We start from the raw sequence: 17,447 nt of genomic DNA on the forward strand, positions 1-17,447 counted from the left end.
CTCACGCCACCTTCAAATCCTGCACCGCCCGCTGCCTGACGCCCAGGTCGTCCCACAACTCCGGATGACACGTGAACACCAGAATCTGATGCCGCGTCGCCGCGTCGATCAATACGCGCTTGAGCGCGTCGCGGCGCGCCGCATCGGTGTGGACCGCGGCATCGTCGAGCATCAGCAGAGTGGGCCGGCCTGAGGCCTGCAACAGGTCCGCGTACGCGAGCCGCGTCAGGATGCCGAGCTGCTCGCGCGTGCCGAAGCTCAGCGCGTCGAGCAGTTCCGCGCGGCCGTCGCGATCGAGCATCGCCGGAATCAGATCGTCGCCGAGCGCGAGGCTCGACTGCGGAAAAATCCGCTTCAGATAATGACCGAGCCGCTCGGTCAACGGCGCGCGCAGTTGTGCCAGCGCGGCGTCGCGTTCGTCGACCAGCACCTCGTCGAGCAGACTCAGCGCGCTCGCGCGCAGGCTCAGTTCGTCCTTGCGGCGCGTGGCCTGCTCGACCTGCGCTTCGAGCGCGGCAAGCCGTTCGCCAAGGCCCGATGCGCCCATCGTTTCGAGCTGGCTACGCAGTTCCGCGATGCGCAGTTGACGCTCATGCTGCTCGTTGCGCGCGAGTTCCGCCGATGCGCGATAGCGCTTCGCCTCCGCCACGGGGTCGTCCAGACGCGCCGCATCGAGTTCGCGTTCGCGCTCGCCGCGCTGGTTCTTCAGCGCATCGACCTTCACGCGCTGCTCGACGATATGCGCCTGCCACTGCGCGCGATTGCGCCGGAACGCTTCGTCGTTCAGCTGCGCTTCTTTGCGCTGCAGTTGCGCCGTCAGCGAATCGGCCTTCGCGACGCCGGTGGATTGCGCGCCCGCCGCTTGCTTGAGCACCTTGCGCGCGGCCTCCAACGCGTCGCGCGCGATGTCGGCATTGCGGCGCGCGTCCTCGAGCGGCGGCGCCGCCGACACGTCGGGCAGACCGGCCAGGCGCTCGCTCGACGCCTGCAAGCGCGCCGCCGTCGATGCCAGCGCCGCGCGCAACGCATCGATGCCTTGCGGCGCATGGACCTCGAGTATCCTCGCCTGGCTCTTCTGTTGCGCGACCAGCGTTTTCCATTGCTCGTGACGCGCCTGCGCATCGGCCACCGACGCAACGCCGAGCGTGAGCAGCAACTGCGCGTGCTTCGCTTCGAGCGATGCCAGTTCCGACAATCGCGCGGACAGATCGGACACACCCGGAATCACGCGCAATTCGCCAAGCTCGCCGAGGCCGATGCGCTTTTCTTCATCGACACGCAGCACGCCCGTGCCGCTGATCGTCTCACCGCCGACGCGCAACTCGCCGTTCAAGCTGTATTCGATGCGCGTCATCGCCGCCTCGGTCCGCGCGCGCAGCACGGTCAACTCGCCATCGAGCGCGACGAGGCGCTTGAACTGCGCGTCGTCGAGTTCGAGCGCTGCCGCGTCGCGCGCGGCCTGCAGCACCGCCATGTTTGCCTTGTCCGCCTCGCCGATCGACGCTTCGAGCCGCTGGCTCTCCGCCCGATAGAAATCGACCTGGCTGCGCAGATCGGCGGCGGTCACGGCCGCGTTCGAGAGTTCGAGCGCACGGTTCGCCTCGGCGGCTGCCTGCTCGAATTGCGCAACGCGGCTTTGCGCCTGCGCATGCGCGGTTTGCGCGGCCGCGACCTCGGCGCGCGCCGCGTCGAGTTGCTCTCGTTCGCGCGCGATGGCCGCTTCGAGTTCGAGCGCGCCCCGCTCCTGCTGCACCGACAACGCGAGCTCGGCCTCGCCGATCTTCAGCGACTGCGCGAGCCCTTCGAGACCGCGTTCGAGTTGCTCGACCGCCACGGCGCGTTGCTGCGCGAGCGCGGCCTTCTGCTCGTGAAGCTCCCACGGACGCCGGCGCTCGGCGTCGTCGAACGCCTGCTGTTGTGAGGCGAGCCGCGCGATGTTGTCGTCGAACTGCTGGCGCTGCTGTCGCAACTCGTCGCGGCTCGCGATCAGCGCGGCGAGCTTCTGCTCCGCCTCGGCGAGCGGCCCGGTGGACTTCTGCGTGCGCGCGGTCAGCAGTTGCCGCAGCTCGCGCTGCACGGCCGCGATCAGCGCGTCCTCGCCGCCCGCTTCGCGGCCGCCCGACAGTTGCGTGAGCGCGTCGCGCAGATACTGCGCCGCGTGCCCGGTCGAATCGCGCATCTCCTGCGTGCCGCCTTGCTGCACCCACAACAGACCCGGCACGCCGGCGTTCTCGGCTTTCATCGGACCGCGCGCCGCGCGCGAGAAGCCGAGCAGCGCGGCGAGCTTGTCTTCGGCTTCGTCCTCGCTATACACGGCCTGACCGATCCTCAGCTCGCAGCGCTGACGCGACACGAACTGCTTCGACAGACGGCACGCTACCCCATCGAGCTCGAAGCTGACCTCGACCGACGGCTGCCCGTTCGCGAGTCCCCACGGCAACAGGTCCTTCAGATGCGAGGCCTTGTAGCGTTCGAGGAACACCGTGCGCACCGCTTCGGCAATCGTGCTTTTGCCGGCCTCGTTCGGGCCGACGAACAGGTTGAGACCGGGCTGCAGATCGTCGATCACGAGCTGCCCGCCGAACTGCCTGAATTCCTGAATCGCGATACGTTGCAGCTTCATGCACAGGCTCCTTCACGCGGCGCTTCAGGTTGCCGATCGCGCGCCTGCGCGGGTGGTGCGGCATGGGAATCGCGGTGCCACTGTTCGCGCTGAAAGCGCGCCAGCAGCAGCAACGCTTCCGCCGCGCGCCGCGCCTGTTGCGGATCGGCCTGTGCGTCTTCCTGCAAGGCGCGCAGCCGCGCGACCACCTTCGCGAGATAGCCGCTTTGCGCGCCGAGTTCGGCGAGATCGTCGGCGGTGGGCAGCACGTGCAGGCTGCTCAGATCGGCACGCAACGCGCGCACGCACGCGCGAGCCTCTTCGACCGCGACATGCAGCGCCTCGGCATCGGCAAGCGCCGCGGTGCCGCCGACCTCGATGCGCAGCACGTCATTCGCGCCGAGTTCGGCGAGGCGGGCTTTCAGTGCGTCGATGTCGGTCGGCACCGAAATCGTCTCATCCCAGCGATGCCAGCGGTATTGCCCGACTCGCACCGCCTCGACCTGCGGCGACGCTCCCGGCTCGCTTATCGTGACGTCGAGCACGAAGCCCGGTTCGTTCGAGCGGAAACGGTCCTGTTCGTGCGTGCCCGCGTACCAGGTGCGTTCGTCGACGCGCAGATGGCCGTGCCAGTCGCCGAGCGCCAGATAGTCGAGCCGCGCGCTCACGGCGCGCGTCGGCGCGATCGGGTTCGACGAATCGATGCCCTCCTGCAGGATGCCGCCGACGCTGCCATGCGCAAGCCCCACGCGGTGATAGCCGGGCGGCGTCTCGGTGGAATCGAAGAATGCGGTGGTGTCGTCGTAGGTGATGCGCTGCGTGAGCGGCGCGCACAGCAGCGCGCAACGGCACGCATCGAGCAGCACGACGCCGGTTTCGAGCACGACGCGCACGTTCGGCGGCACGCAATTGAGCCGCTGCGCGCGGGTCCAAACGCTTTCGACGAGCGCCGCGTCGTGATTGCCCGGCAGCATGATCCAGGTTCCGGAAAACGCTTGCAGTGCGCCGAACAAACGACGGATCACGGTGTCCGACACCGTCTGCAGGTCGAACACGTCGCCCGCGACGAGCACCGCGTCGACGTTGCGCGCGGCCGCTTCTTCGGCGATGCGGCGCACGGTGTCGAAGCGAGCTTGAGCGAGATGCGCGGCCTCGTCCGGTTCGAACTGACCGAACTGCGTGCCGATCTGCCAATCCGCGGTGTGCAGAAACCTGATCACTGTGCCTCCATTGCGATTGCGTTGCGCCGTCTTGCGTGAGGTTCGACGACGAGCCCAACCGCGAATGTTACCTTGCCGAAGCCCCGGCGCGTATTGCATGCGCGTATCCAGGCTGGACGCGTGCGCGGGCCGTACCGCATCATTGCAACCGAACCGGCTGCCCCGCCCACCTTTCAGCCGCCCGCCGCCCGACACGATCAACCGCGCCCGATGGACAAGACCACCGAACTGAAGAAGGCCAAGCGCACGCCTTTACTGCTGCTGCTTGCGGCCGCCTGCGTTTTCGTCGTCACCGCGTTCCTGCCGCGCGGCCTGTGGGTCGACGGCATCAAGGCCGTCGCCGAGGCCGCGATGGTCGGCGCGCTCGCCGACTGGTTCGCGGTCGCGGCGCTGTTTCGGCGCGTGCCGATTCCGGTCGTGTCCGCGCACACCGCGATCATCCCGCGCAACAAGCACAAGATCGCCGACAACCTCGCGCACTTCGTGCAGGACAAGTTTCTCGACGTGCCGTCGCTGGTCGGTCTGATCCGCCGGCACGATCCGGCGCAGACCATCACCACGTGGCTCGGCGAATCGGCCAACACCGCGCGTCTCGGCGACTACGTGGTGCGCCTCACCGGCGGCATCCTCGAGGTGGCCGACGACGCGCGCATCCAGAACTTCATCAAGGACGGCCTGCGCGACGTTCTCGCGAAGGTCGATCTGTCGCAGTCGCTCGGCGCGGTCCTCGACACGCTGACGCGCGACGGCCGTCATCAGGAACTGCTCGACACCGCGATCGATCAGGTGATCGCGGTGCTGCGCGAGGCGCCGGCGCGCGAGTTCATTGCCGCGCGCATCGTCGATTGGGTGAAAAGCGAGTATCCGACGGTCGAGAAGTTTCTGCCGTCGGCGTGGATCGGCGACAAGGGCGCCGAAGCGATCGCGAGCGCCGCGAACCGTATGCTCGAACAGATCGCCGAGAACCCCACGCACGAGTTGCGCGACAGGTTCGACCGGGTGGTGCAGAAGCTGATCGTGCGGCTGAAGACCGATCCGGTTTTCCTGCAACAGGGCGAAGCGCTGAAGCGCTATCTGGTCGAAGGGGAGGCTTTCAGCAGCTACGTGAAGGACATGTGGGGCGAACTGCGCGCGTGGCTCAAGCGCGACCTGCAAAGCACCGACTCGGCACTGCATGCGCGTGTCGCCGCGATGGGCGCGTGGGTCGGTCGCGAACTCGCGCGCGATCCAGCGCTGCGGCAATCGCTGAACGATCACCTCGAAGAAGCCGCGCGCGCGATGGCGCCCGACTTCGCGCAGTTCCTCACGCGCCATATCAGCGATACCGTGAAGAACTGGGACGCCCATGAGATGTCACGCCAGGTCGAGATGAATATCGGCAAGGATCTGCAGTACATCCGCATCAATGGGACGATCGTCGGAGGATTTATCGGCTTGCTGCTGTACGTGAGCTCGCAGTTGCTGGAGATGTTGCGGGTGCATGTAGGCTGACGATTCGCGCTCATCGAGCCACCCGACACGTAGCCGCGCGTGAGCCCTGCTCGCACCAAACCGCCTACAATTCGGGCATATGTCTTGCGGACGACCAGTGCTCCGCTCGGTCGTCAACGCGTCCCAACCGGAATTGTGTTTACATGAAAATATCGCTGCCGCCGCCGCATGGGCGCCCCAATCGCGTTTATCCGCCGGGCACGCCGGGCCTGCATGGCCTCGTGTCGCTGATCACCGGCGTGGTGGTGGTGTGCGCGCTGTACTTCGGCCGGGAGGTGCTGATTCCGATCACGTTGTCGGTGCTGCTGAGCTTCCTGCTCGCGCCGCTCGTGCAGATGCTGCGGCGTCTGCACATGGGCCAGTTGCCGTCCATCTTCATCGCGGTGCTGTTCGCTCTCGCGTCGCTGCTCGCGGTCGGTGCGCTGATCGGCGCGCAGCTGGTGCAGCTCGCGAACGCGCTGCCGCAGTACCAGGAAGCGATCGAGCAGAAGATCGAAACGGTGCAGGAAAAAACCGTGGGCCGCGCCGATTCGCTGATGAGCAGCGCCGCCAGCGCGCTGCAGCGCATGGCGCCGTCGCGTCCCGCGCCGCCGCGCCCGACCGGCCGCGCCGCGCGCAACGCGCCGCAGGTGCCGCAACAGGTTGAGGTGCACGAGCCCGCGCCGACGCCGGTGCAGCTCGCGCAGCGCGCGCTGACCCCGGCCATCGCGCCGATCGAGACGACCTTCATCGTGCTCGTCGTGACGATCTTCATCCTGTTGCAGCGCGAGGATTTGCGCGACCGTCTGATCAGCCTGTTCGGCTCTCGCGATCTGCACCGCACGACCACCGCGATCAACGACGCCGCCGGGCGCCTGTCACGCTATTTCGTCGCGCAGCTCGGCGTGAATCTGAGCGCGGGCGGCATCATCGCGATCGGGCTCGCGATCATCGGCGTACCGGGTGCGCTGCTGTTCGGCGTGATCGCCGCTTTGCTGCGCTTCGTGCCATACATCGGCATCTGGATCGCGGCGATCCTCGCGGTGTTTCTCGCGGCCGCGATCCAGCCGCAATGGACGATGGCGGTCCTCACGCTGATCCTGTTCATCGTCGTCGACGTGGTCGCCGGGCAGATCGCCGAGCCGCTGCTGTACGGTCATCGCTCGGGCCTGTCGCCGCTCGCGGTGGTGGTCGCGGCGATTTTCTGGAGCTGGCTATGGGGGCCGATCGGCCTCGTGCTGTCGACCCCGCTCACGCTGTGCGTCGTCACGCTCGGGCGCTACGCGGACCGCTTGAACTTCCTGACCGTGCTGCTCGGCGATCAGCCCGCGCTGACGCCCGCGCAGAACTTCTATCAGCGCCTGCTCGCCGACGATCCGCACGAGGCGATCGTGCAGGCCGAACGGCTGCTGCGCGAGATGTCGCTGATCGACTACTACGACAAGGTCGCGCTCGAAGGCCTGCGGCTCGCGCGCAACGACGCGCAGCGCGGCGTGCTGATGCCCGAGCAGTTGCAGCGGATCAATGACGCGCTCGCCGATATCGTCGAGAACCTCGAAATCGCCGACGGGCTGCGCGACACGCTGTCACCAGTCGAACCGGCTGACACGGGCAATGCGCTGCTTGCCGGGGCGCCGGACCTCGCGTCGCCGGGCGCGGGCGCCTCGGAGCGCTACGGCAGCGATCTGCGGTCGCGCTCGCCACAGTCGGACGAAGCGAGCAAGGTCGCAGTGTTGTGCGTGCCCGGCCGCGGCGCATTCGACGAAGTGACGACGGCCATCGCCGTGCAACTCTTGAACCGCCAGGGTTTCGCGCCGCTGATGGCGACGCACTCGGGCTATCGCAGCGCGCGCGCCGATGAGCCGAGCTTCAAGGACACCTCGATCATCTGCATCGTGTCGCTCGACGCGCCCGAGTCGCCGCCGTATCTGCGCAACATGCTGCGGCGCACGCGCGAATGGCGGCCGCGCGCGACGCTGGTGGTCGGCGTCGGCGACGCGCCGGACGACAGCGCCGAACTCGATGCGGGCGGCGAGCTGCATGCGTCGCCGACGTTCCGCGCGATGATCCAGGCATGTCACGCGGCGACGAGCGGGCAGCCCATGCGACAGCAATCGCAGGCGGCCAGCGCGGGCTGAGGCCGCGCTGGATCAACGCGTCTGCTCGCTGCTCAGCAATCGCTCCAGCGGCTCGGGCAGACCCCGATTCGGCTTGACTGGCGGCTGGGCGAAACTGCCCTTCGTCGCCTTTTTCGGACCTAACCGGATAAGGCCCTCGAGCTGCGTAATCGAACTCGACACACCATCGACCACCGGCACCGGCAATTCGTCACGTATCTCACGTGCGAGACCCGCTAGCGGCGCCCCAGCGATGATGATGACGTCGGCGCCGTCATCGTCGACGACCTGATTGCACAGCGCCTTCAGTCTCGCTGCGTGATCCTGCTGCACGCTGCCGATATCGCGCAACGGCTCGTCGAGCGCGCGGATGCTGGCGAGCCGGCTCGCCAGATGACTGCGCTCGACAGTCTCGCGGTACCACGCCTTGATTCGCGGCGAGATCGCGATGATCGAGAAGCGCTGCCCGAGCGCTGCCGCAGTCAGCAATGCCGACTCGGTCAGCCCGACTACCGGCACGTCGAGCAGTTCCTTGATGCCCTGCAGGCCCGGATCGCCGAACGCCGCGACCACCACACCATCGTAGCTGCCATGGCGTTCGGCCGCCACGCACGCGCTCGCGTACGCGCCGACCAGCGCTTCGAAGCGGGTCTCGATGTAGGCAACGCCGAACGGCGCGGTCGCAACCTCGATCTCGGTATCAGGTGAAGCACTGCGTTGCGCCTCCGTCCGGATCAGCGCCGATACACTTTCGGAGATATTCGGATTGATCACCAGGATCTTCATACTGCTCTCCACTTCAGAGGTCGACGTACTGGGGCTTGCCAGCGGCCAGAAAGCGGCCCCGGCCCGCTTCCGGCTCGAGATAGCGCCCGCTCTCGACCAGCAGTTCGCCGCGTGACAGACAGTGCTTCGGCCAACCCTGGACGGTGCGTCCCTCGTACGGCGTGTAGTCGACGTTGTGATGCAGCGCGTCGTTCGCAATGGTGATCTGCTTGAGCGGGTCCCAAAGCACGATGTCGGCGTCGGCGCCGACGGCGATCGTCCCCTTGCGCGGATAGAGGCCGTACAGCTTCGCGGGATTCAGCGACGTCAGTTCGACGAACTTGTGCAACGACAGCTTCCCGCGGTTCACGCCATCGAACAGTAGCGCCAGGCGGGTCTCGATGCCGGGGATGCCGTTCGGGATGTGCTCGAACGACACTTCCTCGCCACCGGGCTTTTTGCCCTGCGGATCGTCGTATGAGAACGGCGCGTGGTCGGACGAGAAGACGCTGAATACGCCGCGCTTTAATGCGCTCCACACGGCCTTCTGGCTGGACGAGTCGCGTGGCGGCGGACTGCAAACGCACCTGGCGCCGTGATAGCCGTCCTCGTGGCCGAGATCTTCGGCCGTCAGGTAAAGGTATTGCGGGCAGGTCTCGGCGTAGATGTTCAGGCCGCGCTGCTGCGCCCATTCGATCTGTTCGATCGCGTCCTGGCCCGACACATGCACGATCAGAATCGGCACGACGACCAGTTCGGAGAACGCGATCGCCCGATGCGTCGCTTCCCGCTCGACCACCGCCGGGCGCGACAGCGCGTGATACTTCGGCGCGTGCTTGCCGGCTTCGGTGAGCCGGTCGGTCAGCCACGCGATGCAATCCGAATTCTCGGCATGCACCATGACCAGCGCCTGGTTGCGGCGCGCCACATCCATCACCTCGAGGATCTCGCGGTCGCTGAGCTTGAGATCGTCGTAGGTCATATAGATCTTGAACGACGTGTAACCAGCGGCGATCAATTCCGGGAGCTCGCGTTCCAGCACCTCGGGCGTCGGATCGGAGACGATCAGGTGGAACGCGTAGTCGGTGACCGCGCGGCCTTCGGCGCGGCGATGGTAGTCGGCCACCGCGGCTTTCAGCGATTGCCCTTTTGCCTGCGCGGCGAACGGGATCACGGTCGTGGTCCCGCCGCACACGGCAGCACGGGTGCCGCTGTTGAAGTCGTCCGCCATCTTCAGCCCGTCCGGCATGGGTTGATCGAGATGGCAGTGCGCGTCGATGCCGCCGGGCAACGCCAGCAGGCCGGTCGCGTCGATCTCGCGCCTGCCCGCGTCGAGATTACGGCCCAGCGCGACGACGATGCCGTCCTTCACGCCAATATCGCAATTGAAGCGCTCGGACGCGGTTACCACGTCAGCGTTGCGGATTACCAGGTCGTACATGGTTGTCATGACGGTCCTCTCAAAGGACTTCGGAGAACAGGCGGCCCCAGCTTGCAAGCCGGGTCGTATCGTAGCCAGCGAGCTTCAACGATTTCCACACCACGGTGGAGATCGTGTCGTAGAGCGGGACACCGTGGTGCCGCTCCACTTCCGAGGCCAGATGCGCTGCGTGCAGGTTGGTGCAGAAAGTGACGATCGCTTCCGGCCGGTGCTCGGCGACATCGCGGATCTGTGCGCGCAGCGTCTCTTCGCTTACCTCGGAGAACTCGAAGTTCACCTTCAGGCCGAGGTGGTTTTCGGATGAGCAGTCGATGCCGCTGTCGCGGTAATTGGCGACGATCTTCTGCTGGACATCCTTCAGATACGGACTGACCAGGCCGAATTTCTTCACGCCGGTCTTGTCCAGAATCTCGTTCAGCGCCAGTACCGACGTGGTTGCGGGAATGCCGGTCGCTTCCTGGATTTCGCGGCACAGGCGGCGGTCGGTCTCGAAACCGAGCCAGCCGGACGAGGTGCCGTTCCATGCGATCACGTCGACCTTGGCGTCGGCCAGCAGCCGCGCGGCCTGAATGATGTTGGTGGTGTCGAACTGCCCGAGCGCCTGCCCGGATAGCGAGATTTCGGTGACCTTGAAGCGGGAAAAATGGGCACTGACACCTGGCAACTGGGCCATCATCGCGCTTGTGATCGGTTCGAGCGCGGTGTTGGACGACGGGGTAAGCATGCCGAGCATGACGCGTTTGCTCATGATGAAGTCAGCAATCAAGTGTTAAGGGTGAAGAAAGTCCGGCTTAGACGGGCAATTTGCGTTCGTAGTCGATCAGCGTCGAACAGACGAGGAGCCCTCCGCCTGCTGCGGCGAAAAACATCAGCGCCAGAAAATACGAACCGGTGGCCTGCACGATCAGGCCGACGATGATCGGAACCAGAACGCCGCCGATATTGCCGCCCAGGTTCATGAAACCGCCGAGAAAGCCGACCTTGTCGCGTGTCCCGAGGATGGACGGCAGGCACCAGTAAAGACCGCACCAGCGCAGGAAGAACAACGTGGACGCCAGCAATACCACCACCGCCGCGGCATTCCCGACATAGGCGACCGAGAAGATCGACACGGTTGCCGCCACCGCGGCGATTCCGAACAGCGTGCGCATCACGCGGTTGGGCGAACCGCCCGCCGCCTTCCACTTGTCGGCGATCCAGCCGCCGATCAGTTCGCCGACGAAGCCGCTGAAGAAGATCGCGAAACTGGCTCCGCCCATCTGCTGGATGTTGAAGCCGTGAACCTTGTTCAGATAGTTCGGCATCCAGGTGAGCAGGCCGTAAAACAGCGAGTTGAAGCACATCCAGCCAAAGAACATACCCCACACCGAGCGATACCGGAAAAAATCCAGGCTGCGGCCGCTGGCATGAACCGGCTCGCTGAGGTGCTCTTCCTGCAGCGCCGCTTCGAGATACTCGGCTTCGGCCTGATTCACGGCCGGATGCTCACGCGGGTTGTTGCGGATGTAGTACCAGGCAAACAGGCCGGCGAGCATGGTTCCGATACCGGCCACCACGAAGGAAGTGCGCCACGATCCGAATTCGCTGATCAGCCCGGAGATGATCACCGCGCCGAGTGCCGCTCCCAACGGCGCGCCGCCGTCGAGCAGCGTCGCCCCGCGGCCGCGTTCGTGCCGCGTCATCCACATCGCGTTGAGCTTGCCGCCCGCCGGATAGATCGGTGCTTCGGCAGCGCCCAGCCCCAGCCGCGTGAAGATCAGCGCGGTCGCCGACGTGCAGACCGCGGCAATGCCCTGGAAGAAGCCCCAGAACAACGTCGCACAGGCGATCACGATGCGCGGTTTGAAACGGTCAGCCAGCATGCCCCCTGGAATCTGCATGAACGCGTAGGTCCAGAAGAACGAACTGAGGATCAGTCCCTGCACTGCCGGGGCGATATGAAACTCCTTGGCGATGAGGGGCATCGCGACGGACAGCGAGGCCCGGTCCACATAGTTGATCGAAATCAGCATCAGCATGATCAGGAAGATTTTCCAGCGTACGCCGGTCCTGACCTCGGCCTGCACGGCCGCATTTACGGTTTGCATCTGTGTCTCCTCCGTTCGCCTGATCATGGCTTTGGGGTCTCATGTCTGTGTCCGGGATCGCTCCGGGACCAGTGCGCTGCATGCGCAAGCGCAGTATATGATGCCTAATTATGGATTACAAGCGCTGTATTTCTTTGATTTCAATACTTTTTTTATTTTCTGTAGATAGTCGGCCGAAGCTGTAAGACAATTAAGCGAAGACCGAAGATGCAAAAACGGAAACAGGCGACATGGACATGAATTCACTACCGGCTGATACACGCAAGCGCGTCAGCCTGCGCGGCACGGGTATGTACGCGGCAATCGCCGAGCGGTTGCGCGAGATGATTCTCGAAGGTGAATTGGCGCCCGGCGAGCATATCGACGAGAAAGCGCTGTGCGAGCGGTTCGACATCTCGAGAACGCCGGTACGCGAGGCGCTCAAAACGCTCGTGACCGAGGGGTATGTGACCCACCGGCAGCACATGGGCTTTCAGGTCGCACCGATCAACAAGGCCGAGATTGCCGCCATCTTCGAAGTGCTGCATGGACTGGAGGAAACGGCCGGACGGCTCGCGGCGCAGCGCATCGACGACAAGCAGATGAAGGTGCTGATGGAGCGCCATCGCACCATGGAGACGTACCACCGCGAAGGCAAGCGTACGGCCTACTACCGCGCGAACCAGAAAGTGCATCAGCACATCGTCGACGTCGCCGGCAATCCGGTGTTATCTGACATGTACGCATCGTTGATGAGCAAGATTCACCGCGCGAGAGGTGCGGCTAATGCCGATGTGCTGCGTTGGGCCGAGTCCCTCGGCGAACACAGTGAAATACTGGACGCGCTATCCAGACGCGATGGAGCATGCCTCGCCCGCTTACTGCGCGAGCATTCGGAACACACCGCCGCGGAAGTGATGAAAGTGCTCGAAACCGCAAAAGGGAACGAGTAATGAAGGTCTGTGAAACCCGCATTGGCTTGAACGCCGTGGGTGCAGACATTGGACGTGGGCACCGCCTCACGGTGCCCGCGCAAGGCTAGCGACCGGCGCTCTGACCGCCGTCGACGTGCAGAATTTCTCCCGTGATGAACGGTGCGGAATCAAGGAAGAGAATCGCGTCGGCGATATCGCTCATCTCGCCCATGCGTCCCAGCGGGTGAAAGGCGCCCAGCGCCTGATGGGTTTCCGGCCCGTGCATGGGTGACTTGATGATCCCCGGCGCGACGGCATTCACGCGAATCCCTTGGCTCGCGTACTCGATCGCCAGCGACTTCGTGACAGCGTTCAGACCGCACTTCGTCAGGGCCGCGAGTGTCGAATACACACCACTGCTCGCAGCGTCGACGGCACTGGTGACGCTCATCACGTGGCCGCTCGAATACCTTTCCATTTCGGCGATCGCGAGTTGCGGTTTCACATAAACCTGACATCACCCCTTTTTGGATTGCGCCAGCCACTGGTCCAGACTCACGCGGCCAATCCGCGCATCGCCGAGCGGCACCAGCGACTGTTCCTCGACGTGGCCGCCGAAGTAGCGCGCATCCTGATCCGTCACAACAGCGCGCGGGTCGCCGACAGACTTCAAATAAGGGCTGACGATCGCGGCAAACGGTTCACGGTCCGGGCCCGCGATATCCACGGTGCCGTTCAGTGGCGTGGCTAGAGCGACCTGCGCGAGGATCGCTGCGACGTCATCCGCGGCTATCGGCTGGAAGAGTCCGTCCCCAACGCGCACCGTCCCGCCTTCGGTGCCGGCATCGGCAATCGCGCCGATGAATTCCATGAACTGGGTCGCGCGCACGATCGTGTAGGGCACGCCCGCCGCCTCGATCGCCTCTTCCTGCGCGACCTTGGCAACGAAATAGGCGTTTTCCGGCGTGCGCTCGCAGCCGACGATCGAAAGCGCGACGTGATGGCGTACCCCTGCCGCGACTTCGGCTTTGCCGAGGTTGCGCGTCGAGGTGCGGAAAAAGTCGAGCACCGCCTGAGGCTCCCAGGAAGGCGCGTTCGCCACATCCACTACGACGTCCGCGCCCGCGAGCGCGTTGCTCAGCCCTTCGCCCGTTACCGCGTTCACACCGGTACGCGGCGACGCAGCAATTGCCTCGTGACCCGCCTCGCCGAGCAGCGTGACGACGCGCGAGCCGATCAGCCCGGAACCACCGATTACGACGATTTTCATGGGACATCCTCCAGATATGAGTCAGTTGGCACGGGCAGACGGCTGGCGGCTGTTTCATCGAGGGAAAGCGCTCGCCGCCGTCGCATCGTGTGAGGCTATTGTGGGAAGATCATGAACCATCGAAAAGTGCCAAGAATTGTCGAATGGACCAGGACATCCAGATTCTGGTCCACTTGCTGACCAGACAGTCATGACCGTGCCGCCTACTGCATTCACCGTCGATATCGATCGGCAACTCGAGTTACCGATCTACCAGCAGATCTGCGCGCGCTTCAGAACCGCGATCGCCGCAGGGCATCTGCGTTCGGGCGATCGTGTGCCCGCGCTGCGCAGCCTCGCTACGCAACTGAACACGGCGCGCGGAACGGTTGAACTGGCCTATACGATCCTCGTCGACGAAGGTTATCTGCAGATGCGCGGTGCGGCTGGCACGTTCGTGTCGCCTTCGCTGCCAGCTACCGTGACGCGCACGCGTACGCAAAGCACAAAAGATTCGAACGGCAAGCCAAGCGCTAAAACGGCTACCGCGCCTCGGACGCCGGGCGAATCCCACGGCGCGCAACCGGCGCCGCGCCAGCTTGCCATCGCGGCCGCCATGAGCGGCGAGCCCCGGCCGTTGCAACCCGGCCTGCCCGCGCTCGACGCATTTCCGGTCAAGGTTTGGAATCGCCTCGTTTCGCATCGCGCACGCAGCGGCGAGCGCGCAATGCTCGCGTACCCGGACCCTGCCGGCTACCGGCCGCTGCGCGAGCACATCGCCACGTATCTTGGGCTGTCGCGCGGCGTGACCTGCCTGCCGGACCAGGTGTTCGTGACGGGCGGCTACCGTGCGACGCTCGAACTCGTATTGCGCAGTCTCGCCCGCCCGAACGACAGCGTGTGGTACGAAGATCCGGGCTATCTGCTCGCGCGCGGTTTTCTCGCCGAAACCGGCGTAAAGCTCATCGCAGTGCCGGTGGACGATGAAGGGATCGACGTGGAACACGGCACACGGCTGGATGCGCAGGCGCGCTTCGCGCTGGTCACGCCGTCGCATCAGAGCCCGCTCGGGCACACGTTATCGCTCTCCCGGCGCATCGCGTTGCTGGACTGGGCAGAGCAAGCGTCCAGCTGGATCGTCGAAGACGATTACGACAGCGAGTTCCGCTATCTGGGCCGGCCGTTGCCGGCATTGAAGAGCCTCGACCGTCACGATCACGTGATCTATTGCGGCACCTTCAGCAAGGTGATGTTTCCCGGCCTGCGGCTCGCGTATGCGGTGGTGCCGGAGCGGGCCGTCGAGCGTGTCGGGCGGGTCGCGCGCAGCATGAACGCCGGATCGCCAACCCTGTTGCAGGCCGCTTTGGCCGACTTTCTCGAACGGGGGCATTTTGCGCGACATCTGAAGCGCATGCGTGCGCTATACGCGGAGCGGCGCGTGTTGATCGTGCGCGCGCTGGAGCAGGCGTTCGGCGAAAGGCTGATCGTCGAATTGCCGCCAGGGGGAATCCAGTTCGCCGCACAGTTCGCCGAGGGCCCTGATGGCCCGGTCGACGACGTCGCGTTTGCGGCGCGCGCCCGCGAAGCCGGCTTGGCCGTACTGCCGCTTTCGATTTGGTACGCGAATGGCCGCACACCTCGCACGCCGCGTGGCCTGGTGATGGGCTTCGCAAACATCGCCAATGCAGCCGAAGCGGGCCGCCTCGCGCGGACCTTGCGCGCGTGTCTGGACCGCTGACGACGGGCGAAGGTTCGGGTCTTTATCAGTCGTCACACGTCGCGCCGTCGTACCCAAAATGAGGACAGCCGCGCACGCACGCTGCCGCATACTGCACCGATAACGCAAGCAAACTGGAGACACGCATGACCCGTCCGTTCAAGCCCTATCCGTTCGCGCCGCGCCGTTATCCGGCCGCGCTGCCGCCGCTCGTCGACGGACGCGATCCACAAACGCGCGCCGTCGCGATCGTCGGCGGTGGTCCCGTCGGCATGACGCTCGCGCTTGCGCTCGCGCGCCAGGGCGTGCGCTCGGTGCTGATCGAGGCCGACGACAGCGTCTGCACCGGCAGCCGCGCGATCTGCATCTCGCGACGCAGCCTCGAAATCTTCAAGCGGCTCGGCGTCGTCGATGGGTTTCTGCAAAAGGGGCTGGCGTGGACCGGCGGGCGCAGCTTCTATCGCGACACCGAGGTGTTCCGCTTCGCGATGCATCAGGACGACGAGCAGTCGCTGCCGCCGATGATCAATATCGCGCAGTATCAGATCGAACAGCTGCTGCTCGACCAGATCGAACGGCACGGCGATCTGATCGACGTGCGTTGGCAAACGCGTGTGACGGGCCTCGTGCAACGGCCGCAAGGCGGCGCGACGTTGACGCTGCGCAGCGCCGAATCTGCCGATTCGAAAGGCACGAGCTGGCAGATGGACGCCGCGTGGGTCGTCGCCTGCGACGGCGGACGCAGCACGATCCGCGACCTGCTCGGGCTGAAGCTCACCGGCACGACCTACGAAGGCCGCTACGTGATCGTCGATATCGAACTCGACAGCACGCGCGCGACCGAACGTCTCACTTATTTCGATCCGCCGTCGAATCCGGGCTCGACGGTGCTGGTGCACAAGCAGCCCGACAACGTGTGGCGCATCGACTATCAGTTGCGCGACGACGAAGACCCCGACGCCGCCGTGCTGCCCGAGAACGTGATGCCGCGCGTGCAAAACCTGCTCGATTCGATGGGCGAAACCGGCGCGTGGTCGCCGATCTGGATCACGATCTACAAGGCCAATGCGCTAACGCTCGAACGCTACCGGCACGGCAGCGTGCTGTTCGCGGGCGACGCCGCGCATCTGGTGCCGATCTTCGGCGTGCGCGGCGCGAACTCCGGCATCGACGACGCCGACAATCTCGGCTGGAAGCTCGGCTGCGTGATCAATGGGAACGCGTCGCCAGCGCTGCTCGATAGCTATAGCGACGAACGTGTGTACGCGGCGCGCGAGAATCTTAGCTACGGCATGAAAAGCACCGAATTCATGGCGCCGCCGACCTTCGCGTTCGATCTGCTGCGCACGGCCGTGCTCGGACTCGCCGAGCATCATGCGGCGGTGCGGCCGCTGATCAATCCGCGCCAGACGCATGCGATCGCGTACCGGCAATCGCCGCTGAACTTCGTGGGCGACAAGGCCGATGCATTCGATCGCGGTCCCGCGCCCGGCACCGTGCTGCCCGAGTGCAGGCTGGTCAAACAATCGCAGGATGGCGCACGGATCGGCATTCATCTAACCGACCTGCTCGGGCCGTGCTTCACCGCGCTGCGCTTCGACGCAGACCACGCGAACGACGCTGAGTCGTGGCAGCAACTGCAAAGCACGCTCGCCAGCCAGGGCATTCCGTTCAACCTGATCGACATCGTCACCGCCGAAGCGCGATCGACGAACGATCCTCGAGCGATCGACCCGACCGGCCGCCTGCACGACATGCTCGGCGCACAGCCCGGCACTGTCTATCTGATCCGCCCCGACGGCCACGTGCTGGCGCGCTGGCGCAACGGCAGCCCGGCCGCCGTGCGGCACGCGCTCGATGCCACGCTGACGCTGCAGAACTAACGC

The 17,447-nt window shown here is 65.3% G+C and carries 12 protein-coding genes and 1 pseudogene; 5 read left to right on the forward strand and 8 right to left on the reverse strand.

Features of this window, described 5'->3' with window-relative positions; all coding sequences use genetic code 11:
- Window position 1: 1 nt before the first annotated feature.
- Window positions 2-2,623: an AAA family ATPase gene (locus tag QFZ94_RS02975; RefSeq protein ID WP_429455530.1), complete on the reverse strand. Its 2,622-nt coding sequence runs from the start codon at window positions 2,621-2,623 to the stop codon at window positions 2-4.
- Window positions 2,620-3,822, reverse strand: a complete 1,203-nt coding sequence (locus tag QFZ94_RS02980) for a metallophosphoesterase family protein (protein WP_368624037.1) — start codon at window positions 3,820-3,822, stop codon at window positions 2,620-2,622. The genes QFZ94_RS02975 and QFZ94_RS02980 overlap by 4 nt, the downstream gene beginning before the upstream one ends.
- Before the next feature lie 210 nt (window positions 3,823-4,032).
- Here QFZ94_RS02980 and QFZ94_RS02985 point away from each other — a divergent pair, with 210 nt between their 5' ends.
- On the forward strand, window positions 4,033-5,313 hold the full coding sequence (locus QFZ94_RS02985; protein ID WP_429455531.1) for a DUF445 domain-containing protein: 1,281 nt from the start codon (window positions 4,033-4,035) through the stop codon (window positions 5,311-5,313).
- Between the two features lie 143 nt (window positions 5,314-5,456).
- Window positions 5,457-7,430, forward strand: a complete 1,974-nt coding sequence (locus tag QFZ94_RS02990; RefSeq protein ID WP_429455532.1) for an AI-2E family transporter — start codon at window positions 5,457-5,459, stop codon at window positions 7,428-7,430.
- A 12-nt stretch (window positions 7,431-7,442) separates the two neighbouring features.
- Here the strand turns inward: QFZ94_RS02990 and QFZ94_RS02995 are convergent, their stop codons facing one another.
- Genes QFZ94_RS02995 through QFZ94_RS03010 form a run of 4 tightly spaced genes read right to left on the reverse strand, consistent with a single transcriptional unit; the run spans window position 7,443 to window position 11,702 of the window.
- A complete protein-coding gene (locus QFZ94_RS02995) occupies window positions 7,443-8,195 on the reverse strand; it encodes an aspartate/glutamate racemase family protein (protein ID WP_429455533.1) in 753 nt (250 codons plus the stop codon).
- A gap of 13 nt (window positions 8,196-8,208) precedes the next feature.
- Window positions 8,209-9,624, reverse strand: a complete 1,416-nt coding sequence (gene hydA / locus QFZ94_RS03000) for a dihydropyrimidinase (protein ID WP_429455534.1) — start codon at window positions 9,622-9,624, stop codon at window positions 8,209-8,211.
- A gap of 10 nt (window positions 9,625-9,634) precedes the next feature.
- Window positions 9,635-10,363, reverse strand: coding sequence for a maleate cis-trans isomerase family protein (locus tag QFZ94_RS03005; protein WP_429455535.1), 729 nt, complete (start codon window positions 10,361-10,363; stop codon window positions 9,635-9,637).
- A gap of 43 nt (window positions 10,364-10,406) precedes the next feature.
- Window positions 10,407-11,702, reverse strand: a complete 1,296-nt coding sequence (locus tag QFZ94_RS03010) for an MFS transporter (RefSeq protein ID WP_429455536.1) — start codon at window positions 11,700-11,702, stop codon at window positions 10,407-10,409.
- A gap of 230 nt (window positions 11,703-11,932) precedes the next feature.
- Between QFZ94_RS03010 and QFZ94_RS03015 the strand changes: the two genes are divergently transcribed.
- Entirely contained in the window at window positions 11,933-12,634 is a 702-nt protein-coding gene (locus QFZ94_RS03015; protein WP_410842466.1) for a GntR family transcriptional regulator, read from the forward strand.
- A gap of 85 nt (window positions 12,635-12,719) precedes the next feature.
- On the opposite strand, the pseudogene QFZ94_RS03020 reads toward QFZ94_RS03015, so the two are convergent.
- Window positions 12,720-13,091 (reverse strand): annotated as a pseudogene (locus QFZ94_RS03020) (SDR family NAD(P)-dependent oxidoreductase); the annotation flags it as partial.
- Between the two features lie 21 nt (window positions 13,092-13,112).
- Window positions 13,113-13,865, reverse strand: a complete 753-nt coding sequence (locus tag QFZ94_RS03025) for an SDR family oxidoreductase (RefSeq protein ID WP_429455537.1) — start codon at window positions 13,863-13,865, stop codon at window positions 13,113-13,115.
- Window positions 13,866-14,055: 190 nt separating this feature from the next.
- Here QFZ94_RS03025 and QFZ94_RS03030 point away from each other — a divergent pair, with 190 nt between their 5' ends.
- Window positions 14,056-15,582, forward strand: coding sequence for a PLP-dependent aminotransferase family protein (locus QFZ94_RS03030; protein ID WP_429455538.1), 1,527 nt, complete (start codon window positions 14,056-14,058; stop codon window positions 15,580-15,582).
- A 125-nt stretch (window positions 15,583-15,707) separates the two neighbouring features.
- Window positions 15,708-17,444 carry an FAD-dependent oxidoreductase gene (locus QFZ94_RS03035; RefSeq protein WP_429455539.1) on the forward strand — a complete coding sequence of 579 codons (1,737 nt, stop codon included), beginning with the start codon at window positions 15,708-15,710 and terminating at the stop codon, window positions 17,442-17,444.
- Window positions 17,445-17,447 lie beyond the last annotated feature (3 nt).

The sequence above is a fragment of the Paraburkholderia sp. JPY465 genome (assembly GCF_050436725.1).
Classification (GTDB): domain Bacteria; phylum Pseudomonadota; class Gammaproteobacteria; order Burkholderiales; family Burkholderiaceae; genus Paraburkholderia; species Paraburkholderia youngii.

Coding starts and splice junctions, on each gene's coding strand:
- QFZ94_RS03005 (WP_429455535.1), bottom strand. CDS start 10,363: ATGAGCAAACGCGTCATGCTCGGCATGCTTACCCCGTCGTCCAACACC.
- QFZ94_RS03030 (WP_429455538.1), top strand. CDS start 14,056: ATGACCGTGCCGCCTACTGCATTCACCGTCGATATCGATCGGCAACTC.
- QFZ94_RS03035 (WP_429455539.1), top strand. CDS start 15,708: ATGACCCGTCCGTTCAAGCCCTATCCGTTCGCGCCGCGCCGTTATCCG.
- QFZ94_RS02990 (WP_429455532.1), top strand. CDS start 5,457: ATGAAAATATCGCTGCCGCCGCCGCATGGGCGCCCCAATCGCGTTTAT.
- QFZ94_RS02975 (WP_429455530.1), bottom strand. CDS start 2,623: ATGAAGCTGCAACGTATCGCGATTCAGGAATTCAGGCAGTTCGGCGGG.
- QFZ94_RS03010 (WP_429455536.1), bottom strand. CDS start 11,702: ATGCAAACCGTAAATGCGGCCGTGCAGGCCGAGGTCAGGACCGGCGTA.
- QFZ94_RS03025 (WP_429455537.1), bottom strand. CDS start 13,865: ATGAAAATCGTCGTAATCGGTGGTTCCGGGCTGATCGGCTCGCGCGTC.
- QFZ94_RS02995 (WP_429455533.1), bottom strand. CDS start 8,195: ATGAAGATCCTGGTGATCAATCCGAATATCTCCGAAAGTGTATCGGCG.
- QFZ94_RS02985 (WP_429455531.1), top strand. CDS start 4,033: ATGGACAAGACCACCGAACTGAAGAAGGCCAAGCGCACGCCTTTACTG.
- QFZ94_RS03015 (WP_410842466.1), top strand. CDS start 11,933: ATGGACATGAATTCACTACCGGCTGATACACGCAAGCGCGTCAGCCTG.
- hydA (WP_429455534.1), bottom strand. CDS start 9,624: ATGACAACCATGTACGACCTGGTAATCCGCAACGCTGACGTGGTAACC.